The organism is Vibrio sp. A8-1 (assembly GCF_013048685.1).
Taxonomy (GTDB): domain Bacteria; phylum Pseudomonadota; class Gammaproteobacteria; order Enterobacterales; family Vibrionaceae; genus Vibrio; species Vibrio metschnikovii.
Genome location: NZ_VHTC01000015.1, coordinates 61,301 through 84,994 on the forward strand (window position 1 = coordinate 61,301; position 23,694 = coordinate 84,994).

23 protein-coding genes are annotated in these 23,694 nt (G+C 43.8%); 20 read left to right on the forward strand and 3 right to left on the reverse strand.

Annotation, left to right across the window (positions count from 1 at the left end; all coding sequences use genetic code 11):
- Positions 1 to 185 precede the first annotated feature (185 nt).
- The 16 genes from FKN93_RS10025 (at position 186) to glmU (ending at position 14,528) form a co-directional block, all read left to right on the forward strand.
- Positions 186 to 623 (forward strand): Hsp20 family protein, encoded by a 438-nt coding sequence (locus FKN93_RS10025; RefSeq protein WP_154169699.1) that lies wholly within the window; start codon positions 186 to 188, stop codon positions 621 to 623.
- 474 nt (positions 624 to 1,097) lie between these two features.
- Entirely contained in the window at positions 1,098 to 2,993 is a 1,896-nt protein-coding gene (gene mnmG, locus FKN93_RS10030; RefSeq protein ID WP_154169701.1) for a tRNA uridine-5-carboxymethylaminomethyl(34) synthesis enzyme MnmG, read from the forward strand.
- Entirely contained in the window at positions 2,993 to 3,625 is a 633-nt protein-coding gene (gene rsmG, locus FKN93_RS10035) for a 16S rRNA (guanine(527)-N(7))-methyltransferase RsmG (protein ID WP_170905034.1), read from the forward strand. The genes mnmG and rsmG overlap by 1 nt, the downstream gene beginning before the upstream one ends.
- 14 nt (positions 3,626 to 3,639) lie before the next feature.
- The gene (locus FKN93_RS10040) at positions 3,640 to 4,413 is read left to right on the forward strand and encodes a ParA family protein (protein ID WP_004397540.1); all 774 of its coding nucleotides are present in this window, start codon (positions 3,640 to 3,642) and stop codon (positions 4,411 to 4,413) included.
- Positions 4,414 to 4,435: 22 nt separating this feature from the next.
- Entirely contained in the window at positions 4,436 to 5,329 is an 894-nt protein-coding gene (locus FKN93_RS10045; protein WP_170905035.1) for a ParB/RepB/Spo0J family partition protein, read from the forward strand.
- Positions 5,330 to 5,487: 158 nt separating this feature from the next.
- On the forward strand, positions 5,488 to 5,892 hold the full coding sequence (locus tag FKN93_RS10050) for an ATP synthase subunit I (protein WP_072670267.1): 405 nt from the start codon (positions 5,488 to 5,490) through the stop codon (positions 5,890 to 5,892).
- The gene (atpB, locus tag FKN93_RS10055) at positions 5,885 to 6,709 is read left to right on the forward strand and encodes a F0F1 ATP synthase subunit A (protein WP_004397537.1); all 825 of its coding nucleotides are present in this window, start codon (positions 5,885 to 5,887) and stop codon (positions 6,707 to 6,709) included. Before FKN93_RS10050 ends, atpB begins: the two co-directional genes overlap by 8 nt.
- A gap of 42 nt (positions 6,710 to 6,751) precedes the next feature.
- Positions 6,752 to 6,967 (forward strand): F0F1 ATP synthase subunit C, encoded by a 216-nt coding sequence (gene atpE / locus FKN93_RS10060; RefSeq protein ID WP_004397536.1) that lies wholly within the window; start codon positions 6,752 to 6,754, stop codon positions 6,965 to 6,967.
- Positions 6,968 to 7,037: 70 nt separating this feature from the next.
- A complete protein-coding gene (atpF, locus tag FKN93_RS10065) occupies positions 7,038 to 7,508 on the forward strand; it encodes a F0F1 ATP synthase subunit B (RefSeq protein WP_004397535.1) in 471 nt (156 codons plus the stop codon).
- Between the two features lie 14 nt (positions 7,509 to 7,522).
- Positions 7,523 to 8,053 carry a F0F1 ATP synthase subunit delta gene (locus tag FKN93_RS10070; protein WP_154169707.1) on the forward strand — a complete coding sequence of 177 codons (531 nt, stop codon included), beginning with the start codon at positions 7,523 to 7,525 and terminating at the stop codon, positions 8,051 to 8,053.
- A 17-nt stretch (positions 8,054 to 8,070) separates the two neighbouring features.
- Complete coding sequence (gene atpA / locus FKN93_RS10075; RefSeq protein ID WP_154169709.1) at positions 8,071 to 9,612, forward strand: F0F1 ATP synthase subunit alpha; 1,542 nt, start codon at positions 8,071 to 8,073, stop codon at positions 9,610 to 9,612.
- 34 nt (positions 9,613 to 9,646) lie between these two features.
- Entirely contained in the window at positions 9,647 to 10,513 is an 867-nt protein-coding gene (gene atpG, locus FKN93_RS10080; protein WP_154169711.1) for a F0F1 ATP synthase subunit gamma, read from the forward strand.
- Between the two features lie 31 nt (positions 10,514 to 10,544).
- Positions 10,545 to 11,948 (forward strand): F0F1 ATP synthase subunit beta, encoded by a 1,404-nt coding sequence (gene atpD, locus FKN93_RS10085; protein ID WP_154169713.1) that lies wholly within the window; start codon positions 10,545 to 10,547, stop codon positions 11,946 to 11,948.
- 24 nt (positions 11,949 to 11,972) lie between these two features.
- The gene (locus FKN93_RS10090) at positions 11,973 to 12,398 is read left to right on the forward strand and encodes a F0F1 ATP synthase subunit epsilon (RefSeq protein WP_040905769.1); all 426 of its coding nucleotides are present in this window, start codon (positions 11,973 to 11,975) and stop codon (positions 12,396 to 12,398) included.
- Between the two features lie 170 nt (positions 12,399 to 12,568).
- Positions 12,569 to 13,006, forward strand: a complete 438-nt coding sequence (gene tnpA, locus FKN93_RS10095) for an IS200/IS605 family transposase (protein WP_170905036.1) — start codon at positions 12,569 to 12,571, stop codon at positions 13,004 to 13,006.
- Positions 13,007 to 13,169: 163 nt separating this feature from the next.
- On the forward strand, positions 13,170 to 14,528 hold the full coding sequence (glmU, locus tag FKN93_RS10100) for a bifunctional UDP-N-acetylglucosamine diphosphorylase/glucosamine-1-phosphate N-acetyltransferase GlmU (protein ID WP_170905037.1): 1,359 nt from the start codon (positions 13,170 to 13,172) through the stop codon (positions 14,526 to 14,528).
- A 66-nt stretch (positions 14,529 to 14,594) separates the two neighbouring features.
- Here glmU and punC read toward each other — a convergent pair whose 3' ends face one another.
- Positions 14,595 to 15,797 (reverse strand): purine nucleoside transporter PunC, encoded by a 1,203-nt coding sequence (gene punC, locus FKN93_RS10105; RefSeq protein WP_170905038.1) that lies wholly within the window; start codon positions 15,795 to 15,797, stop codon positions 14,595 to 14,597.
- 155 nt (positions 15,798 to 15,952) lie between these two features.
- Here punC and punR point away from each other — a divergent pair, with 155 nt between their 5' ends.
- Positions 15,953 to 16,861 (forward strand): DNA-binding transcriptional activator PunR, encoded by a 909-nt coding sequence (gene punR, locus FKN93_RS10110; protein ID WP_154169719.1) that lies wholly within the window; start codon positions 15,953 to 15,955, stop codon positions 16,859 to 16,861.
- A 49-nt stretch (positions 16,862 to 16,910) separates the two neighbouring features.
- On the opposite strand, the gene fadA is transcribed toward punR, so the two are convergent.
- On the reverse strand, positions 16,911 to 18,074 hold the full coding sequence (gene fadA / locus FKN93_RS10115; RefSeq protein ID WP_154169721.1) for an acetyl-CoA C-acyltransferase FadA: 1,164 nt from the start codon (positions 18,072 to 18,074) through the stop codon (positions 16,911 to 16,913).
- A 27-nt stretch (positions 18,075 to 18,101) separates the two neighbouring features.
- Positions 18,102 to 20,273: a fatty acid oxidation complex subunit alpha FadB gene (gene fadB / locus FKN93_RS10120; protein WP_154169723.1), complete on the reverse strand. Its 2,172-nt coding sequence runs from the start codon at positions 20,271 to 20,273 to the stop codon at positions 18,102 to 18,104.
- 219 nt (positions 20,274 to 20,492) lie between these two features.
- Here fadB and FKN93_RS10125 point away from each other — a divergent pair, with 219 nt between their 5' ends.
- From FKN93_RS10125 to hemG, 3 genes are read left to right on the forward strand one after another with little or no spacing between them, the layout of a single operon-like run.
- Complete coding sequence (locus FKN93_RS10125; protein WP_004397524.1) at positions 20,493 to 21,116, forward strand: YigZ family protein; 624 nt, start codon at positions 20,493 to 20,495, stop codon at positions 21,114 to 21,116.
- Between the two features lie 30 nt (positions 21,117 to 21,146).
- Entirely contained in the window at positions 21,147 to 22,604 is a 1,458-nt protein-coding gene (locus tag FKN93_RS10130; protein WP_004397523.1) for a TrkH family potassium uptake protein, read from the forward strand.
- Positions 22,605 to 22,625: 21 nt separating this feature from the next.
- On the forward strand, positions 22,626 to 23,138 hold the full coding sequence (gene hemG / locus FKN93_RS10135; RefSeq protein WP_004397522.1) for a menaquinone-dependent protoporphyrinogen IX dehydrogenase: 513 nt from the start codon (positions 22,626 to 22,628) through the stop codon (positions 23,136 to 23,138).
- The last annotated feature ends 556 nt before the right edge of the window (positions 23,139 to 23,694 follow it).

Below are 23,694 nucleotides of genomic sequence, written 5' to 3' on the forward strand. Positions count from 1 at the left end.
GTCCAACGACTGACCTTATATAAAGTAGTGAAGAGGATGCCGCAAGGGCCTCAACTTGGATTGGCGTTACGCTCACTGAGGTAAGCCCGTCCATCAACATTAATCTTGATGAGCTTAGTTGTTAACAATAAGCCTCATCCTTAACGAAACTCGTTAAGACTATTGCTTACTAAGAGGATAGCATTATGAGAACTGTCGATTTTACTCCTTTATACCGCAACGCGATTGGCTTTGACCGTCTATTAAATATGATGGAAGCAAACAGTAACAAAAATACTCAAGGGGGTTATCCTCCTTACAATATCGAGCAACAAGAAGACAATAAATACCGTATCACAATGGCGGTTGCTGGCTTTGCCGAGCAAGAACTCGATATTACTCAACAAGAAAATACCTTAATTGTTCGCGGTGAGCGTCAGCAAGAAGACAACCGCAACTATATCTATCAAGGTATTGCTGAACGTAATTTTGAACGTAAATTCCAATTAGCGGACTACGTAAAAGTGATGGGAGCAGGGCTTGAAAACGGTTTATTGCATATCGACTTAGAACGAGAAATACCACAAGCTATGCAACCGCGTAAGATTGCCATTAATCAGCATCATCTATTAGAAAATCAGTAATCCCTACTCTCAGAAACAACAAAAAAGCGGCTTCGGCCGCTTTTTTACGTTTTTCACTCTTCATACCCATCACTTTTTATCCCTATTCACTTGGTTGACTCTCCGAACACTTGTGGATAAGTATGTCTTTATACGGTGATTAACCTATAGTTATTCTTTTTAAACTGAAGATCTTTTTTATGCCTGTGCATAAAACCTTTTTTTGATCCCAGCTAATACGCGATTTGATCAGTGTCTGAACACATGATCTGATCGCTAACATGATCATGATCTTGTTGATCATTTCCCGCTTATCCACAGAGATCATCTTGCGTAATAATAGATCTAATAAAAGATCTCTCTATAGATCTTTCTTTATATTATTAAATAACGCGTGAAGTAAAAAACTCGAAAACCGATTTTCTCTGCTTAGGAAAGAAGGTAGAATACGTCTCTTTTGTTTATCCCTATCTCAATAAATACCTGAGGTCGTTCATGCTTTATCACGAAACATTTGACGTCATTGTGGTTGGTGGCGGTCACGCAGGAACGGAAGCCGCACTCGCAGCCGCTCGTACAGGACAGCGTACGTTACTTCTGACTCATAATATCGATACTTTAGGCCAGATGTCCTGCAATCCCGCGATCGGCGGAATTGGTAAAGGCCATTTAGTCAAAGAAGTGGATGCGATGGGTGGTTTAATGGCACAAGCCATTGACCATGCAGGTATTCAATTTAGAACTTTAAATGCTTCTAAAGGTCCAGCGGTTCGTGCAACTCGAGCTCAGGCAGATCGTGCACTTTATAAAGCTTATGTTCGTCATGCATTAGAAAATACGCCGAATTTAACCCTGTTTCAGCAGGCAGCCGACGACTTGATCGTTGAACAAGATCATGTGCGTGGTGTTGTCACGCAAATGGGCCTTAAGTTTCACGCTAAATCGGTGGTATTGACGGTAGGGACTTTCCTTGGTGGCAAGATCCACATAGGATTAGAAAACTTTTCAGGCGGTCGAGCTGGGGATCCTCCTTCGATCGCTTTGGCTCATCGTTTACGTGAACTGCCATTCCGTGTCGATCGTTTAAAAACGGGTACTCCGCCACGAATTGATGCACGTAGTGTTGATTTCTCCCAGCTAGAAGCACAACACGGCGATAATCCAACGCCAGTTTTTTCATTCATGGGTAATCGTGAGCAACATCCACGTCAAATTCCTTGTTTTATTACCCACACTAATGAAAAAACCCATGATGTGATTCGTAATAACTTGGATCGTAGCCCGATGTATGCCGGAGTTATCGAAGGGATTGGTCCGCGTTATTGCCCATCCATTGAAGATAAAGTGATGCGCTTTGCAGATAAGAACAGCCACCAAATTTTTATTGAGCCTGAAGGACTAACAACAACCGAGCTTTACCCTAATGGTATCTCGACCAGTTTGCCGTTTGATGTCCAAGTACAAATTGTGCGCTCGATGCAGGGCTTCGAAAATGCGCATATTGTTCGACCTGGTTATGCGATTGAATATGACTTCTTTGACCCAAGAGATCTAAAACAGACTTACGAGACCAAGTTTATTAACGGCCTGTTCTTTGCTGGACAAATCAATGGTACCACCGGCTATGAAGAAGCGGCCGCTCAAGGCTTGATGGCAGGTTTGAATGCCAGCTTGTATAGCCAAGATAAAGAAGGTTGGAGCCCGCGCCGCGATCAAGCTTATATGGGCGTATTGATCGATGATCTTTCAACCATGGGCACCAAAGAACCTTATCGTATGTTCACTTCTCGCGCTGAATACCGTTTGTTGCTGCGCGAAGATAACGCCGATCTCCGTCTCACAGAAAAAGCTTATCAACTGGGTTTAGTTTGTGAACAACGTTGGGCTCGTTTTAATCAAAAAGTCGAGCATATGCAGCAAGAACGCCAGCGTTTAAAAGAAACCTGGATTAATCCAACGTCTACAGATGCTGAGGCGTTGAACGCATTATTGAAAACCCCTATTTCGCGAGAAGCCAATGGGGAAGATTTGTTGCGTCGTCCAGAAATGAGCTATCAACAGGTGACGTCTATCGCGACGTTTTCTCCAGCGATTGAAGATAGTGAAGCGGCGGAACAAGTTGAGATTCAAGTTAAATACGAAGGTTATATTCAGCGTCAGCGAGATGAAATAGAAAAATCATTGCGCTATGAGCATACCAAATTGCCTGCAGATTTAGATTATAAGCAAGTCAAAGGCTTATCGAATGAAGTTGTACTTAAATTAAACGCGGCGAAGCCAGAAACATTAGGGATTGCATCGCGTATCTCGGGGATAACTCCTGCCGCTATCTCGATTTTATTAGTACACCTGAAAAAGCAAGGTCTCTTGAAAAAAGGAGAGGCTGCGTAATGAACCCATTACGAAGTAAACTCGATGCATTGATTGCACAAACGGATTTGGTCGTTTCCGATCAGCAGCGTGAGCAACTGGTCGGTTACGTAGAGTTACTCAATAAGTGGAATAAAGCGTATAATCTAACTTCTGTACGCGATCCACAGGAAATGTTGGTTAAGCATATTCTCGATAGTATTGTGGTCAGCCCGTATTTACAGGGGCAACGCTTTATTGATGTAGGTACGGGGCCTGGATTGCCTGGAATTCCTTTGGCGATCATGAACCCAGATAGACAGTTTGTGTTACTCGATAGCTTAGGCAAGCGGATCCGATTTATTAAGCAAGTTTTGCATGAGCTGAGAATCGATAATGTCACCGCACTGCAAAGTCGAGTAGAAGAGTTTAAGCCAGAGCACGGTTTTGATGGCGTACTCAGTCGTGCCTTTGCTTCCATGTTAGATATGGTAGAGTGGTGTCATCACTTACCTTGTGCTAAACAGGGGATGTTTTTAGCCTTAAAGGGGCAACGTCCGCAAGAAGAGCTAAACTCTCTTCCTGAATGGTGCAGTGTGATCGACATCAAAGCTTTGAAAGTTCCGGAGTTGGAAGGTGAGCGTCATCTTGTAATCTTATCGCGCAAGGGATAATAGCGAGGCATACCGTGGGCAAAATCGTAGCGATCGCCAACCAGAAAGGTGGCGTAGGTAAAACAACAACGTGCATTAATTTAGCGGCTTCAATGGCGGCCACAAAACGTAAAGTTTTGGTGGTTGATCTTGACCCGCAAGGCAACGCAACGATGGCCAGTGGCGTGGATAAATACCAAGTCGATGCCACCGCTTATGAATTACTTGTCGAAGAAGCACCATTTGAACAAGTGGTGTGTAGAAAAACGTCGGGTTACTATGATTTGATTGCCGCGAATGGCGATGTCACCGCGGCCGAAATTAAGCTGATGGAAGTGTTTGCTCGAGAAGTACGTTTGAAAAATGCGTTGGCATTAGTTCGCGATAACTATGATTTCATCTTTATTGATTGCCCCCCTTCTTTAAACCTACTTACAATCAATGCGATGGCTGCCGCCGATTCGGTGTTGGTGCCCATGCAGTGTGAGTATTTTGCGTTAGAAGGGTTAACGGCTTTGATGGACACCATCAGTAAACTTGCCGCCGTCGTCAATGAGAATCTAAAGATCGAAGGATTATTACGAACCATGTATGATCCACGTAATCGACTCGCGAATGAAGTGTCTGATCAACTGAAAAAGCATTTTGGCAATAAAGTGTATCGCACGGTTATTCCACGTAACGTTCGGCTCGCTGAAGCCCCAAGTCATGGTAAACCAGCCATGTATTATGATAAGCATTCCGCGGGTTCTAAAGCTTACCTCGCTTTAGCGGGCGAAATGCTGCGTCGCGAAGAAATCCCTGCATAATACCGAAAAGGAACGCTCTGAGATGTCGAAACGTGGTTTAGGAAAAGGCTTAGATGCTTTACTGGCAACCAGCTCTATGGCGAGGGAAAAGCAACAAACCGCTTCACACAGCCAAGCGATGTCAACCGATGGTGAGTTAATCGAGTTATCGATTACTAGCCTGAAACCAGGCATTTATCAGCCTCGTAAGGATATGTCATCAGAAGCACTGGAAGAGCTTGCTCTTTCTATTCAGTCACAAGGCATTATTCAACCCATCGTGGTTAGGCCGCTTGAGTTTGGTGGTTTTGAGATCATCGCGGGTGAGCGCCGTTGGCGTGCCGCTAAGCAGGCGGGTTTAAAACAAGTGCCTTGCTTGATCAAGCGGGTCGATGATCGTGCCGCGATCGCGATGGCGTTGATCGAAAATATCCAGCGTGAAGATCTTAATGCGATCGAAGAAGCTCAGGCACTAGAACGATTACAAGATGAATTTAAGTTAACCCATCAGCAAGTAGCGGATGTGATCGGCAAATCGCGCACCACAGTAAGTAACTTACTGCGTTTAAATCAGTTGGATGATGCCGTTAAGCGTCTCGTTGAAAGTAAACAACTGGAAATGGGCCATGCTCGTAGCCTACTGGTTTTACCTGTAGATCAACAGCAGCCTTGTGCACAAGTAATGGTCGACAAGCAACTAACGGTACGTCAGGCTGAATCTTTAGTTAAACGTTGGTCTAGTGAGGCTCCTTCGGCTCCTGTTTCACCCGTCTTGGCTACGGAGGTTGAGCAGCAGTTATCTGCACTGGCTGAGCGATTACAAAAAAAGATGGCGGTAAAGTTACAAGTCAATGGCAAAGGACGTTTAACCATTGATTTTACAAATCAAGAACAATTGATCGAGCTATTGAAACAATTAGATACGATTGCATCATAAAAATCGGTCATAGAATATATTTTCTGCGGCTTGGCTCACCCGCTTTCAGTTGAGTTTTTACGATACCTATATATAATTTCGAAGCTTTTTTCACCGAGTTGCAATGTTTTATTAACGTACTGTAACTTGGCGAATAATACAGAAAACAGGTGCTTTTGATGTTTATAGCAACACAGAGTCAGCAAGCTAAGGCGGCATTTCGAGTTGTTCACCTTCAGCTGGTTTTTTTGTTGCTGATCGGAGGCGTGACGTATATGTACTGGGGACCCGATGAAGCGCGTTTTATCTTAAAAGGTGGAGCGATTGCCCTCATCGGTAACTATGTCTATACACTGTTTGCCTTTCTCCCAAAACCAGATGCTGACGGTACGGTTATGCTCGGGTTTATTATGATGGGGTGGGCTTTAAAGCTGGTGTTAACCGTTATCATGTTTGTGCTGATTTTTAATCTCACTGATGTGCATCATCCTGGTGCCATGATGTCAGGTTATAAACTGACCATCTTGATGTTTTGGTTTGCACCTATACTACTTACCGCAAAAAATGGGAACCACCATGGCTGATACTCCGAAGGAATATATTCAGCACCACCTCACAAGCGCTCAAGTTTGTTTGGTTGATGGCAACATCACCACAAACTACGGCTGTGCGGATGCTGGATTTTGGACGTTAAACTGGGATGCGTTATTGTTCTCAGTGGGTCTAGGCGTGCTGTTTTTGTGGTTGTTTTATCGTGTTGGGAAAAATGCAACCACGGGAGTTCCTGGTAAATGGCAATGCTTTGTTGAAATGCTCGTTGAGCAGGTTGACGGCTTAGTCAAAGGAACTTTTCATGGCAAGGATAAGTTGGTCGCACCATTAGCATTAACCATTTTCGTCTGGATTTTCTTGATGAACTTAATGGACTTAGTGCCAGTGGATTATGTCCCTACAGCAATGACATTGGCTGGTGTCGAATATTTCAAGATTCTCCCTACGGTTAACTTGAATATCACCTTGGCAATGGCTATTGGGGTCATGATATTGGTAATTGCTTATTACATCAAATACCAAGGATTTAAGGGGTTTGTTAAGGCATTTACCCTACATCCAATTAACCATTGGGCGTTGATTCCTTTCAACTTAGTTCTTGAGACGGTGTCATTTTTGGCAAAACCGGTATCCCTTTCGCTACGTCTGTACGGTAACATGTACGCGGGTGAGCTGATCTTTGTTTTGATCGCAATCACTTACGGTGCTGGTTTCGTACTCGGTGGCTTAGGCGTTGTCGCGCATGTCATTTGGGCCATCTTCCATGTACTGGTTATTACTCTGCAAGCCTTTATTTTTATGATGTTGACGATAGTTTATCTCAGCATGGCAAGTAATGACTCTCATTAAACTCTTAATTTAAACAACCCAAGAAAACTGGAGACTTTTATTATGGAAACTTATTTCGTTGTTGCTCTACTACTAGGTATGTGTGCTCTAGCGACTGCTTTTGGCTTTGCTATCCTTGGTGGTAAATTCCTTGAATCTGTTGCTCGTCAACCAGAAATGGCCCCTGTACTACAAACTAACATGTTTATTATTGCTGGTCTGCTTGATGCGGTACCTATGATTGGTGTTGGTATCTCTATGTACATGCTGTTTGCATAACTTGTCCTTTTTGTGTCACCCAAACGCACAGATGATTGGGTAAACAGAAGCAAAATAAAGGAGAGTTAGTGTGAATATCAATGCAACTCTGTTGGGCCAAACCATCGCATTTTTAATCTTTGTTTGGTTCTGCATGAAGTATGTATGGCCTCCTTTGATGAGTGCCATAGAAGAGCGTCAGAAAACGATCGCTGATGGTTTAGCTTCTGCTGAGCGTGCTGATAAAGCCCTTAATCTGGCTAAAAGCAATGCTGCAGACCAGCTTAAAATTGCTAAAAAAGAGGCGCTAGTCATTATTGAGCAAGCGAACAAACGCAAAGCTCAAATTTTAGACGAAGCTCGTCAAGAAGCAGCGCACGAGCGTGAGCATATCTTGGCTCAAGGCCAAGCAGAACTAGAAGCGCAAATTTTGCGAGCTCGTAATGAGCTACAAAAAGAAGTGTCTACTCTTGCTTTACTTGCCGCTGAGAAGATTGTTCAACGAACTGTCGATAAGGCAGCTAACCAAGACATACTTGATAGTATTTCTGCGAAGCTATAAAGGAGTGCATTTGTATGTCGGATTTGACAACGATTGCTCGTCCATACGCTAAGGCTGCATTCAGTTATGCCAGTGAACACAGTATGGTTGAACAGTGGTCAGCTATGCTCGAATTGGCAAAAACAATGTCGTTGGTGCCTGAATTATCATCGGCCGCTTTTAGCTTACAATCACAACAATTGTTGCAGGTGTACGCTGATGTTGCGGGTGAGCAGTTTGATCAACCCATGCTTAATTTTTTATTGGTGTTGATGGAAAATCGTCGCATAGCGGCGCTCGGTGATATATGTCAGCAGTTTCAAAAGTTTGCTACAGAATCTTCTGGTACTAAAGAAGTTCAAGTGGTGAGCTCTTATGAGTTAAGCGATGAACAGGTTGAAACTTTAACCAGTAACTTAGAAAAACGCTATGACTGTAAAGTAAAGCTGAATTGCCAAATTGACAGCAATCTTATTGGCGGAGCCGTTATTCGAGTAGAGGATAATATCCTTGATAACTCGTTACTGGGTCGTATTAATCGTCTGAAAGACGTGATGAAGTCTTAATTAGGGGAATTGGAGCAATGCAACTTAATTCCACGGAAATCAGCGAAATCATCAGAAAGCGAATTGAAGGTTTCAACGTTGTTTCTGATGCTCGCAATGAAGGTACTATCGTATCAGTAAGCGATGGTATCATCCGTATTCACGGCCTAGCGGACGTGATGCAAGGTGAAATGATTGAACTGCCGGGCGGCAATTTTGCTCTCGCACTTAACCTTGAACGTGATTCGGTAGGTGCTGTTGTCATGGGCCCTTACACTGATCTCAGTGAGGGTATGAAAGTGACCAGTACTGGGCGTATTCTTGAAGTCCCAGTAGGTCCAGAGCTTTTGGGTCGAGTGGTGAACACGTTAGGTGTGCCAATTGATGGTAAAGGTCCGATTGAAGCAAAATTAACTTCTCCAGTAGAAGTGATTGCCCCTGGGGTTATTGATCGTAAATCGGTCGATCAGCCTGTACAAACGGGTTATAAATCTGTTGATGCGATGATTCCTATCGGTCGTGGTCAGCGTGAGCTGATTATCGGTGACCGTCAGACGGGTAAAACCGCTTTGGCGATTGATGCGATCATTAACCAGAAAGATTCAGGTATCTATTCTATCTACGTAGCGATTGGCCAAAAAGCGTCAACCATTGCTAACGTTGTACGTAAACTGGAAGAGCATGGTGCATTGAAAAACACCATCGTTGTGGTCGCTTCTGCTTCTGAATCAGCAGCACTACAATATCTAGCGCCTTATTCTGGCTGTGCCATGGGTGAATACTTCCGTGACCGTGGTGAAGATGCGCTGATTGTTTATGATGACTTATCAAAGCAAGCGGTGGCGTATCGTCAAATCTCGCTATTGTTGCGTCGTCCACCGGGTCGTGAAGCTTTCCCTGGTGACGTTTTTTACCTCCACTCTCGTCTCTTAGAGCGTGCGGCTCGTGTGAGTGAAGTGTATGTAGAACGTTTCACTAACGGTGAAGTGAAAGGTAAAACCGGTTCTTTAACGGCATTACCGATCATTGAAACCCAAGCCGGTGACGTTTCTGCTTTCGTACCAACCAACGTAATTTCGATTACCGATGGTCAGATCTTCCTACAAACTGAGTTATTTAATGCTGGTGTTCGTCCTGCGGTCGATCCCGGTATCTCTGTATCTCGGGTAGGTGGTGCTGCACAGACAAAAATCATCAAAAAGCTCTCTGGTGGTATCCGTACTGCTCTGGCGGCTTATCGTGAACTTGCGGCATTTGCTCAGTTTGCTTCTGATCTGGATGAGGCGACGAAACGTCAGCTTAACCATGGTCAAAAAGTGACTGAATTGATGAAGCAAAAGCAGTATGCACCAATGTCAGTTTTTGATCAGGCGTTGGTTATTTTTGCTGCTGAGCGCGGTTACTTAAGCGATGTCGAATTGAATAAAGTGTTGGATTTTGAATCTGCACTTCTGTCGTATGCTCATTCTCAATATGCCGATTTAAAAACGGAAATTGACAAGACGGGTGCTTACAACGATGAAATTGAAGCTAAGTTGAAAAAGTTAGTGGAAGATTTTAAAGCAACTCAGACTTGGTAATTACAAGCCACATTGTAATTAACGGAGAGTAACGATGGCCAATACAAAAGAGATTCGCAGTAAGATTGGGAGTGTCAAAAGCACTCAAAAAATTACTAAAGCAATGGAAATGGTTGCGGCTTCTAAAATGCGTCGAACTCAAGATGCGATGGAAGGGCCTCGTCCATATTCAAAAACAATTCGTAAAGTCATTGGTCATTTAGCAAACGGTACTTTGGAGTTTACTCATCCTTACTTAGAAGAACGTGAAGCTAAACGTGTTGGGTATATCGTCGTATCCACCGATCGCGGTTTGTGTGGTGGTTTAAACATTAATATGTTTAAAAAAGCCGTTGCGCATATGAATGAATATTCTAGCCGTGGCACTGCGATTGAAATCGCGATGATTGGAAGTAAAGGTAGTTCTTATTTCCGAGGCATAGGGGCAAAAATTGTCGCTCAGAAAACCGGTATCGGTGATGAGCCACAATTAGATGATTTGATCGGTTCTATCAGCGTTATGCTGACTAAGTACAAAGAAGGTGAAATCGATCGTTTGTTCCTAGTGTACAACGAGTTTGTTAACTCGATGACTCAACAACCAAAGATGGAACAATTGTTACCTTTGCCGAAAGCGCAAGAAGATGATTCAGGTCGCAAGCATGCTTGGAGTTACATGTTTGAATCTGATCAGAACAAACTACTGAATACTTTGATGACTCGTTATATCGAAGCACAAGTATATCAATCCGTAGTGGAAAACTTAGCGTGTGAAATGTCTGCCCGAATGGTTGCGATGAGAGCAGCATCGGATAACGCAGGTAATCTGATTGATGATTTACAACTGGTGTATAACAAGGCTCGCCAAGCAGCCATCACCCAAGAATTGTCAGAGATTGTTAGCGGCGCAGCAGCGGTTTAACAAAGGTAATTAACAGACTAGAGGATTAACGATGGCTACAGGTAAGATCGTACAGATCATCGGTGCGGTAGTCGACGTAGAGTTTCCACAGAGCTCAGTGCCTAGCGTTTATGATGCACTTAACGTTCAAGACTCAAAAGAGCGTCTTGTTCTTGAGGTTCAACAACAGTTAGGCGGTGGTATCATTCGCTGTATTGTAATGGGCAGCTCAGATGGTTTACGTCGTGGAATGACAGTTGAAAATACTGGCGGTCCAATATCAGTACCAGTAGGGGTTAAAACCCTTGGTCGTATCATGAACGTACTCGGTGATGCGATTGACGAGCGCGGAGAAATTGGTGCAGAAGAGACTTACTCTATTCACCGTTTAGCGCCAAGTTATGAAGAGCAATCTAACTCGACAGAGCTACTTGAAACTGGTGTAAAAGTAATTGATTTGATTTGTCCGTTTGCTAAAGGCGGTAAAATCGGTCTCTTTGGTGGTGCTGGTGTAGGTAAGACCGTTAACATGATGGAGCTTATCAATAACATCGCACTACAACACTCAGGTCTTTCTGTATTTGCTGGGGTGGGAGAGCGTACTCGTGAGGGTAACGATTTCTACCATGAAATGCAGGAAGCGGGTGTTGTTAACATCGAAAAGCCAGAAGAATCAAAAGTAGCGATGGTTTATGGCCAGATGAACGAGCCACCAGGTAACCGTCTACGTGTTGCTTTGACTGGCTTGACCATGGCGGAGAAATTCCGTGATGAAGGTCGTGACGTATTGCTGTTTATCGATAACATTTATCGTTATACCCTGGCGGGAACAGAAGTGTCGGCACTGCTTGGTCGTATGCCTTCTGCGGTAGGTTATCAACCAACGCTTGCTGAAGAGATGGGTGTACTGCAAGAGCGTATCACGTCAACGAAGACGGGTTCTATCACTTCAGTACAAGCGGTTTATGTACCTGCGGATGACTTAACTGACCCGTCACCAGCGACGACGTTTGCTCACTTGGATGCAACGGTAGTACTTAACCGTAACATCGCGGCAATGGGTCTTTACCCTGCGATTGACCCGCTTGATTCAACGTCTCGTCAGTTGGATCCATTGGTGGTTGGCCAAGAGCATTACGATGTCGCTCGTGGTGTTCAGTCAACGCTACAGCGCTATAAAGAACTTAAAGATATCATTGCGATTTTGGGTATGGACGAGTTGTCTGAATCTGATAAGCAAGTGGTTGCTCGCGCGCGTAAGATTGAGCGTTTCTTAACTCAGCCTTATCACGTAGCGGAAGTCTTTACTGGTGACCCAGGTGTTTACGTATCGCTGAAAGAGACGTTGCGTGGCTTTAAAGGTTTATTAGCTGGCGATTATGATGACATTCCAGAGCAAGCGTTCATGTACTGCGGTACGATTGACGATGCACTTGAGAATGCCAAGAAGCTATAACGCTCAAATCTCCAAGGAGGCTTTATGACAGCATCAGTAACCTTTAACTTAGATGTAGTCAGTGCTGAAAAGCGGATTTTTTCCGGTTGGGCGCGGTCTATTCAAGTCTCGGGTGAAAGCGGAGATTTAGGCGTTTTAGCAGGACACGTCCCTTTACTGACTTACATCAGACCGGGGATGGTGCGTATTGTGACCATAAAAGGTAAAGAAGAAATTATTTATCTTTCTGGTGGCATACTCGAAGTTCAACCGAATGATGTAACGATTTTAGCAGATACTGCGATTCGTGCTGAAGAGCTTGATGAAGCAAAAGCGGCTGAAGCGAAACGCTCAGCAGAAGAGTTGCTAAATGACAATCATGGTGATGTGAACTTTGCGCAGGCATCGAGTGAACTGGCTAAAGCGATTGCTCAGTTACGAGTCATTGATCTAATAAGAAAGCGTCGCTGATCTCTTTTCAGTACGTAATCATAAAAGGCGACCTTCTGGTCGCCTTTTTGTTGTCATCCCTAAACCACCGCCTTGGGCGGTGGTGATTGAACCTTGGGGCTATTGCCCGAAGAAGTGCCCATGTTAGAAGTAAACCTCTTATTCACCATAAGTAAGAGGAAACAAAAAACATGGGCGATTACAGAAGTTCATCACATGTCCATTGGCGTTGTAAATACCACATAGTTTGGACGCCGAAATACAGATTCAAGATCCTGAAAGGTAATGTAGGTAAGGAGCTTTATCGCTCAATCTATATTTTATGCAATATGAAAGATTGTGAGGTTTTGGAACTAAATGTTCAGCCGGATCATGTTCATCTGGTTGTGATAGTACCACCAAAAGTTTCTATCTCCACGTTGATGGGAGTGTTGAAAGGACGTTCGGCAATTCGGTTGTTTAACAAATTCCCTCACATAAGAAAGAAGCTCTGGGGGAATCATTTTTGGGCAAGAGGTTACTTTGTTGATACGGTTGGCGTAAATGAAGAAATCATCAGACGGTACGTCAGACACCAAGACAAGAAAGATCAAGAATATGAGGCGCTGTTAGAGTTGAAGATGAACTAACAGCGCGAGTATGCCCCCTTTCAGGGGGCTGTAAACCAAAGCCTCCTTCTAAGAAGGCGGATTTTTACTGGTTTTTTATCAAAAACTTGCACTAGAAAATTAACACGTCTCGTGTTACCCGCTAAAATGCGAGCCATATTTTATATAACGTCATAGGTATCCGATGAAATTTAGCGCTGTGATCCTTGCTGCAGGCAAAGGCACCCGTATGCACTCCCATATTCCTAAAGTGCTGCACACTTTGGCAGGAAAGCCCATGGTCAAACATGTGATTAGCACCTGCCATAATCTTGGAGCACATAATATCCATTTGGTGTATGGGCATGGTGGAGAGCAAATGCAACACGTTCTGGCCGAGGAGCCCGTTAACTGGGTTTTGCAAGCAGAGCAACTCGGCACTGGACACGCGGTGGATCAGGCGTCGGATCAGTTTAGAGACGATGAGAAAATCTTGGTTTTGTATGGTGATGTTCCATTGATCTCGGAGCAAACCATAGAAAGCTTACTTGAAGCTCAACCAACGGGTGGTATTGCGCTGTTGACGGTGGTTCTCGATAACCCAACGGGCTATGGACGTATTGTCCGTAAGAACGGCCCAGTGGTGGCGATTGTTGAGCAGAAAGATGCCAGCGAAGAGCAAAAACAAATTAAAGAGATCAACACGGGTGTTATGGTTGCCACTGGTGGAGATTTAAAACGCTGGTTAAAAGGGCTTAATAAGAATAACGCTCAGGGTGAGTATTATTTAACGGATGTGATTGCCGCTGCTCATGATGAAGGGCGGGCGGTTGAAGCGGTGCATCCAGTCAGTTCAATTGAAGTGGAAGGTGTCAATGATCGCATTCAACTTGCTCGTTTAGAGCGTGCTTTCCAAGCTCGCCAAGCTAATAAGTTGCTTGAGCAAGGCGTGATATTGCGCGATCCTGCACGATTTGATCTGCGCGGTGAGTTGCAATGTGGGGTTGATGTCGAAATTGATGTTAATGTCGTGATCGAAGGTCAGGTATCGATAGGCAATAACGTTGTGATTGGTGCCGGTTCAATCCTTATTGATTGTGAGATTGATGATAATACAGTAATTCGTCCCTATAGCATTATTGAAGGGGCAACGGTCGGTGAAGATTGTACCGTCGGTCCATTCAGCCGTTTACGCCCCGGCGCTGAACTGCGTGATGATGCCCATGTCGGTAACTTCGTCGAGATGAAAAATGCTCGCTTGGGTGAAGGCTCAAAGGCCAATCATCTTACTTACCTAGGGGATGCCGAGGTTGGGCAGCGGGTTAATATTGGGGCAGGAGTAATTACTTGTAATTACGATGGGGCTAATAAACATAAAACGATTATTGGCAATGACGTATTTATCGGTTCAGATAGCCAATTGATTGCACCGGTTACGATAGCGGATGGAGCAACGGTTGGTGCGGGAACCACGCTGACTAAGCCTGTGGCCGCTGGTGAGTTAGTGATTACTCGCGCTAAAGAAAAGAAAATTTCTGGGTGGTCACGGCCTGTGAAAAAATAAACCGTGTTCTAAACACCATCGCCCGCATCATGCGGGCGATGGTGTTTTTGCACTTCGTTTACGTCGCTATTTATCGCGCACAACGCGAGAGTTATCCGGCGTGGTAAACTGTTGGCTTAAGTGTCGGTTAGCAATGATGTATCCGACCCAAAGACCAAACATACAAATAATAATTGCGACGCCAGTAACCACTTGAGCTTGACTTGCTAATGTAGCGACTAAAGCGCTAGCTAAACTTGCGGCACAAATTTGCAGGCTATTTTGCATACCCGCGGCAGTAGCTGGGCTATGTTTTGCGCTCGATAGTGCACGATTAACTACTATTGGGTAAAGTGCACCATTCGCTACAGCGATCAAACAGAAAGGCGCTAAGATTGGCCAAATAGAGGTGAGTGTCCACTGCGATGCAACAAATATCAGTACCGATGATAAGGTAAATAGGGCGAGTAGTTGCTTAAGGACTTTCTCATCCCCATATTTGTTGACCGATTTTTTACCAATATAACCCCCAACCATGAACGCGATGGTTTGTGGGATAAAGCTCATCCCAATGTCTTTGGCTTCATAACCTAGCTGTGCCATGATTTCTGGCATTCCGGTTAGATAGGCAAAAAAAGCCGCAGAAGCACAAGCAAACATCATCACATTACCGATATAAGCCCGACTTTGGAAAAGATATTTGATATCTTCGGCAATCGATGTTGTTTTCGGATCACCTTTGACGTTGTCTTGTAAACCCGTACAGATAACCAGAGCAACCCCCATCAGAGTGAGCGTAAAGAAAATACTATGCCAGCCGAAGGTATTGGCGAGCAGCACTCCCAATTGTGGTGCCAGCGCAGGGGATAATGCGACTAGTGGCATTATCGTTGCAAAAAGTTGTTGGCTAACTTGACTCGGGTAACGCTTAATCACCATCGCTTGCCAAATAACCGCTGGTGCACAAACCCCAATCGCTTGGACAAAACGTAAACTCAGCAATTGCCATACTTCTTCGCTATAAGCTAAGCCGCAAGAAGCAATGGTAAAAATCACCAGTCCGACAATTAAGGTATTACGATGTCCAAACTTATCGGAGGCTAAGCCCCATAAAAGTTGGCCTATCGCCATCCCCATTAAAAATACCGTCAAAGACAGCGCGATCTGCTCTGGACCTGTCGAAAAATCATGTTCCATGATTTTAAAGGCAGGTAAATACATATCGGTAGCAATAAAGCCGAGCATCGATAGCGCTGATAAGTAAAACAGTTGTAAAGGTGAGACTTTCATTTTTATTCCTATCAAAAAAATTAATTCATTTTTTCTTGTTGTTTGCTATTGATAGCTATGTTCTCTATGGTTATTTATTGTATTGATTATTTTGTATTAAATGAAACGCGAAATTTATTGGTTATCGTTCAAAAAAATTGATTGGTGGGTTGGCTATGTTCTCTAAATCATCTCTGGAAATGCTTGATACCGTTGCCAGATTAGGCAGTTTTACTGCGGCAGCAGAGGTCTTGCATAAAGTTCCCTCGGCGATCAGCTATGGGGTTCGTCAAGTCGAAACGGAGTTGGGGGTGATTTTATTTCGTCGTTTACCGCGAAAAGTGGAATTAACCAGTGCTGGTGAGCTTTTTATGGTCGAAGCTCGCCATTTGTTGCGGCAAATGGAAGAGATTAAATCTCAAACCAGAAGAGCAGCACACGGATGGCAAAAAACCCTTAAATTGACGCTAGATAATGTCGTCAAGCTTGATTGCATCAAACCTATGGTTGAGAACTTTTATCAAACGTTTGAATTTGCCGAGCTACAAATCAATATGGAAGTGTTTAATGGATCGTGGGAGGCGATTTCTCAAGGCCGGGCAGATATTGTGATTGGGGCGACCTCCGCAATACCTGTTGGTGGGGATTTTGAAGTGCGCGATATGGGATTATTAGATTGGGTGTTCGTGCTATCCCCAGATCATCCTTGTGCAGATGTCGATATGTTAACTGAAGAACTGGTGAGCCAATATCCTGCGATTTGTTTGGATGATACTTCCAGTCTATTACCTAAGCGTCATACAGGGCATTATCCAAAGCAGCGACGTCTTTTACTACCCAATTGGTATAGTGCGAAGGAGTGTTTAAAAAAAGGATTAGGGGTAGGTTTTATGCCCAGTCATATGGCTCAACCTTTGCTGTCTTCTGGTCAGTTAATTGCTAAAGATCTCCCTGATAATAAGCCATTAAGTCAATGTTGCTTAGTGTGGCGTAAAGATGAGAACCATCAATTAATTGAATGGATGGTAGATTATTTAGGTGATAGTGAGCAGTTACATCGCGATTGGTTAAAAACTGACGCTTAAAAAAGAAGAGCCAGTGATTAAACTGGCTCTTCAAACATAAATCAACGTGTTATGGACGTTCAAAAATCGTTGCTATACCTTGACCTAGGCCAATACACATCGTAGCCAGACCATATTTAGCATCTTTCTCTTCCATGAGGTTGATCAATGTCGTCGAAATACGGGTTCCTGAACAGCCTAAAGGATGGCCTAAAGCAATCGCACCACCGTTTAAGTTGACTTTCTCATCGACTAAATCCATCAAACCAAGATCTTTCGCACAAGGCAGAGATTGGGCGGCAAAGGCTTCATTTAACTCGACGAGATCGATATCAGCCATTGTTAGTCCAGCGCGTTGCAGCGCTTTTTTGGTCGCGGGTACTGGTCCATAACCCATAATCGATGGGTCGCAACCGGCAATCGCCATTGATTTGACTTTAGCGCGAATGGTCAGTCCTAAGGCTTTAGCTTTGGCTTCACTCATGATCAGCATAGCCGATGCGCCATCAGAAAGAGCAGATGAAGAGCCAGCAGTCACAGTTCCATTGGCGGGATCAAAAACTGGACGCAGTTCTGCTAAACCTTCAACCGTCGTTTCTGGGCGGATGACTTCATCATAATCTAGCGTAAATAAGGTTCCATCTGCGCTATGACCTTCGGTTGGTAAAATCTCATTTTTAAAACGGCCTTCGACGGTTGCGGCTTGAGCGCGTTGATGAGAACGAGCCGCGAAAGCATCTTGTTGCTCACGGCTTATGCCATGCAGCTTGCCAAGCATTTCTGCGGTTAAGCCCATCATACCGGCGGCTTTGGCTACGTTCTTTGATAAACCAGGGTGGAAGTCAACACCATGATTCATCGGTACATGACCCATATGCTCAACACCACCAACCAAACAGATCTCCGCATCACCAACCATAATTGCTCGTGCTGCGTCGTGTAAAGCTTGCATCGATGAACCGCATAAACGGTTGACGGTAACCGCGCCAATATCTATCGGTAGGCCAGCAAGTAAGGCGGCATTACGAGCGACATTAAACCCTTGTTCTAAGGTTTGTTGTACACAGCCCCAATAAATGTCTTCGATCTCTTGCGGATTGACTTGTGGGTTACGAGCCAATATTCCCTTCATCAGATGAGCCGAGAGATCTTCAGCGCGCTGGTGGCGAAATGCTCCGCCTTTCGAACGTCCCATTGGCGTACGAAGGCAATCAACAATCACTACAGTATTCATTTTGTTATTCCTTTTCCAAATCACTGTTTATAAAGAAGCCGGAGCAGGGATGGGGTAAAAGCGCTGCCCTTTTTCTGCCATATCCAGTAACAGTTGTGGTAGGTGATACATCGCGCCTAAATGCTGATGCTGTCTGGCCATCGCAATGTATTGCTCTAAACCGATGGTATCGAGGTAGCGGAAAACCCCACCACGGAATGGAGGGAATCCTAAACCGTAGACCAAGGCCATATCGGCTTCTTGAGGAGAAGCAATAATTCCCTCTTCTAGACATAGCACGACTTCGTTGATCATCGGAATCATCATGCGTTCAATGATCGTTTGAGCTTCAAAAGGCTGTGGGTTGGCACAGACGTCAGCAAGAAGAGGTAAAATTTCATCCGAGAAGTTTTTCTTCGGTTTGCCTTTTTTATCTATCGAGTAGCTATAGAAGCCATGACCATTTTTTTGGCCATATTTATTGGCTTCATAAAGAACATCGATCGCATCACGGCCTTGTTTACCCATTCGTTCAGGAAAACCTTCTGCCATGACCGCTTGTGCGTGATGGGCGGTATCAAGACCAACCACGTCGAGTAAATACGCGGGTCCCATTGGCCAGCCAAACTGACGTTCCATAACTTTATCGATTTGGGTGAAATCAGCACCATCACGTAATAGCAAGCTGAAACCACCGAAGTAAGGGAACAGAACACGGTTAACGAAAAAGCCCGGACAATCATTAACGACAATTGGCGATTTACCCATTTTGGCCGCATAAGCGACAACGCGATTAATGGTATCGTCAGAGGTTTTCTCGCCACGAATGATCTCAACTAATGGCATACGATGCACAGGATTAAAAAAGTGCATACCACAGAAGTTTTCTGGGCGTTTCAGTGATTTGGCGAGCAAATTAATCGGAATAGTTGACGTATTGGACGTAATGATCGTGTTATCCGAAACTTGGCTTTCAACTTCACTCAATACCGCTGCTTTAACTTTAGGATTTTCGACTACTGCTTCAACAATCACATCGGCCTGTTCTATACCCGCATAATGTAAGCTTGGGGTGATGGAAGCAAGAATGCCCGCCATTTTAAAGCCATCAATTTTACCGCGTTCTAGTTGCTTATTGAGTAGTTTAGAAGCCTCGGTCATGCCTAGGTCGAGTGAAGGCTGAGCGATATCTTTCATCAAGACTGGCACACCTTTACTGGCAGATTGGTAAGCGATACCGCCTCCCATAATGCCGGCACCCAATACAGCTGCACGTTGGGTGTCTTGGCTGGCTGATTTAGCCGATTGTTTCGCTAATCCTTTAATGTGTTGATCATTTAAAAAGAGCCCCACTAACGCTTGAGCTTCGGTTGATTTCGCCAATTTGATGAAGTGCTGACGTTCAATATCCAGTGCTTCATCGCGTGAGCTACGCGCGGCTTGTTCAATAGTAACTACTGCGGTCATTGGCGCGGGATAATGTTTACCAGCGACTTGAGCAACAACACCTTTTGCCATGGTAAAGCTCATCATGCTTTCCATTTTGCTTAAGGTTAACGGTGACGTTTTTTGTTGGCGTCGTCCTACCCAGTCAATTTTCTCATTAATCGCTTGAGTGATGGTATTGAGTGCGGATTCAAGTAGCTTATCGCTGTCGACAATCGCATCAAGTAAGCCTAACTTAAGCGCTTCCTCAGCTCGGCAGGCTTTACCTTGAGTGATGATTTCCATTGCGCTGTCAGCGCCAATCAAACGTGGTAGGCGAACGGTTCCACCAAATCCAGGCATGATCCCGAGCTTGGTTTCTGGTAGTCCAATGCTGGTTGTCTTATCGCCGATTCTAAAGTCAGTAGCAAGTACACACTCACAGCCACCACCTAAAGTGAAACCTGTTAAGGCAGATAAGGTTGGGACTGGTAGGTCTTCTAATTTGTTAAAGATAGTGTTAGCAAACACTAACCACTGATCAAGCTCAGCATCAGGCATCGCAAATAAACCTAAAAACTCAGTAATATCAGCACCGACGATAAAAGCAGGTTTATTTGAAGTCAGGATCAGTCCTTTTAATCCAGAGTGCTGGTGTAAAGCATCTAGAGCTTCATTAAGTGCGGTAAGGGTTGCTAGATCAAGTTTATTGACGGATTCAGGAGAGCAAAAGTTCAGCTCTGCGATACCATCTTGCAATTCCTTTACCTGTAGGGTTTTGGCTTGGTAAATCATTGTCTATCTCCGTGACATACAATCCGGCGATTGCGTGTGAGAGTGTTGTGGTATTAATGTTCTGGTTTGACCAGTTTTTTCAGTTTGAACGGGAGATAGATTAATTTCAATACATTTTTTAAACAAGTGTTTAACATTATGCGCTTGTTACCAATCCGAGCCGACTTTTGTTACGTTCGTGATACACTAAGTCACCTTTTTACGATCGACTATTGAGTTATGAACGTTCAGTCTTATCCTATTCCAGCAGAGGCCTGCTTGTTTGAGGAAGAGATAAAAAAAAGCCGCTTTCTTACTTATCTTACTCATACCTCTGGAGTTGAAGAAGCTAAGGCATTTATTGCTTCTATTAAGCAACAGCATCCCGATGCGCGACATCATTGCTCAGCATTTATCGCAGGACGGCCTGAAAACTCAACGTTATGGGGCTTTAGTGATGATGGTGAACCTTCTGGTACGGCGGGTAAGCCGATGCTTGCACAATTATCAGGTTCTGGAATTGGAGAAATTACCGCTGTCGTCACACGTTATTATGGTGGTATTTTGCTTGGTACAGGAGGGTTAGTAAAAGCCTACGGTGGCGGGGTACAGCAAGCGCTTAAGCAGCTTCAAATAAATGAGAAAAAAATCACCACAAAAGTATTGCTAACGTTAGACTACAGTTTTATTGCCTTAGCTCAATCGATCATGAATGAGTATGAAGCCAAACAGGTTGAAGCTCAGTACCATGATAATGTTCAGATTATCATGGAGTTACCTTGGGGTAATCTGAATGATTTTACACAAAATATTATTAACAAGAGTGGTGCTAAAATTCTTGTTACTCACATAGAACATACTTAGGAAGTCAGAAGCAGAGCTTCGTCATTTTTTATGCAATTTCGTTCAATTATTCGAATCGTCGGGCTATTGCTCGCTTTGTTTAGTGTGTCTATGTTGATACCGGCTTCTGTTGCCTTAATCTATGGTGATGGTGCCGGGGTGCCTTTTGTCTCTACTTTTTTCGTGCTTTTTATTTTAGGGAGCTTGCTATGGCTGCCTAATCGCCACCATCGCCATGAGTTAAAAGCACGAGATGGATTTTTGATTGTTGTTTTATTCTGGACCGTTATTGGTAGTGCTGGAGCACTGCCGTTTTTATTAGCGGACAACCCAAATGTGTCTGTAACCGATGCCTTTTTTGAATCGTTCTCTGCCTTAACGACCACGGGAGCAACGGTGATTGTTGGCCTTGACGATTTGCCTAAAGCGATTCTTTTTTATCGTCAGTTTTTACAATGGTTTGGTGGAATGGGGATCATCGTTCTCGCTGTGGCTATCTTACCAGTGTTGGGGATTGGGGGAATGCAGCTCTATCGTGCAGAAATTCCTGGCCCAGTTAAAGACAATAAAGTTACCCCCCGAATAGCTGAAACGGCGAAAGCCTTATGGTATATCTATTTAAGCCTAACTATTGCTTGCGCGGCAGCGTATTGGTTTGCTGGTATGACGCTGTTTGATGCAATATGTCATAGCTTCTCAACCATTGCGATTGGTGGTTTTTCAACCCATGATGCGAGTATCGGATACTTTGACAGTTATGCGATTAATCTGATCACCGTAATTTTCTTACTCATTTCTGCTTGTAACTTTACTCTTCACTATGCCGCCTTTGCTACAGGAGGCGTTCATCCTAAATATTATTGGGCTGATAGGGAGTTTCGAGCTTTTATCCTGATCCAAGTGATTTTATTTATCATCTGTTTTCTGGTCATTCTTAAGCATCATAGTTATGACTCGCTATACCATGCTTTTGATCAAACGCTGTTTCAAACGGTTTCTATATCCACTACCGCTGGCTTTACGACGACGGGTTTTTCTGAGTGGCCGCTCTTTTTACCGGTTTTATTATTATTTTCTTCTTTTATCGGTGGCTGCGCTGGTTCGACAGGCGGCGGGATGAAAGTGATCCGAGTGTTCTTATTAACATTACAAGGTGCACGTGAAATGAAGCGTTTGGTGCACCCAAGGGCTATTTATCCGATCAAGTTAGGTGATAGCGCTCTACCACAACGGGTTGTTGATGCCGTTTGGGGTTTTTTTTCTGCGTACGCTTTAGTATTTGTGGTCTGTATGTTGGCGTTAATCTTTACTGGAATCGATGAATTAACCGCCTTTTCTGCGGTAGCCGCGACGTTAAATAATCTTGGTCCAGGACTTGGCGAGGTTGCGTCTCATTTTGCGGATATTAACGATGCGGCTAAATGGATTCTGATCGTATCTATGCTATTTGGTCGACTAGAGATATTCACATTACTTATTTTACTCACGCCTACTTTTTGGCGTAGCTAAGGGGATTTCGTGAAAATATTGATGTTATATTCGTCCCGTGAAGGACAAACTAAGAAAATCATCCAGTTTATCGCTAATAAGCTTGTTGGTAGCCAATGTGAGATTCAGGACTTACAAGACTACACTGCAGAAGACTTATCAACTTACGATAAAGTTCTTATTGGCGCATCCATTCGTTATGGTCGATTGAATCCTCAGCTTTATTCATTCATAGCAGCGAACCAGAGTTATTTACAGCAAAACAAGTGCGCTTTTTTTTGCGTTAATCTTACGGCTCGCAAAGAACAACAAGGTAAAGATACTCCTGAAGGGAGTGTTTATATTCAAACCTTCTTAAAAAAATCGCCTTGGAAGCCGAGTTTGATCGGTGTTTTTGCTGGTGCTTTATATTATCCGCGTTATGGTCTGTTCGATAAGATGATGATTCGCTTTATTATGAGTTTAACTGGTGGAGAAACGGATACTACGAAAGAGGTGGAGTACACAAATTGGCAAAAGGTGACTAATTTCGCTAATCAGTTTAATCAGATGTAACGAAATATGGTTGGTTTTGTTCTGTTTGCTTTGTTTTTGTACGCTTGTTTATTGATTGGCAAAAAAGTTCAAAAAAGTGCTTGCCAATGTGATGTTGATCTCTATAATTCCGCCTCGCTGACAAGGTAAAGCTTAAATTATTAAGCCAGTCAGTAAGTTGTTTTAAAAAGGTTTTTACCTTGAAAAGATAAATGAAAAAAAGTGTTTGACACGAAAGTTTATCTCGCTAAAATAGCTGCCTCTTCCGAGTTGACTAAGTTAACTATGAAGCGTTCTTTAACAATTTAAACCAATCAATCTGTGTGGGCACTCGTTGATGATAATCAAAATGCTTAGCAATAAGCACTTCGGTTTCAATGAACTGAGTGACCAAATTGATAGCGCTTTTAGCACTATCGGCACAGTCAATTCATTATCGTTCTGTTGGAGCGATAATAGCTTTGAATTACGCTTCTATTTATAGGAGCTAGGTAATTTAGAGTCAGTATTCATTGAGCCAAAAAGAACTTAAATTGAAGAGTTTGATCATGGCTCAGATTGAACGCTGGCGGCAGGC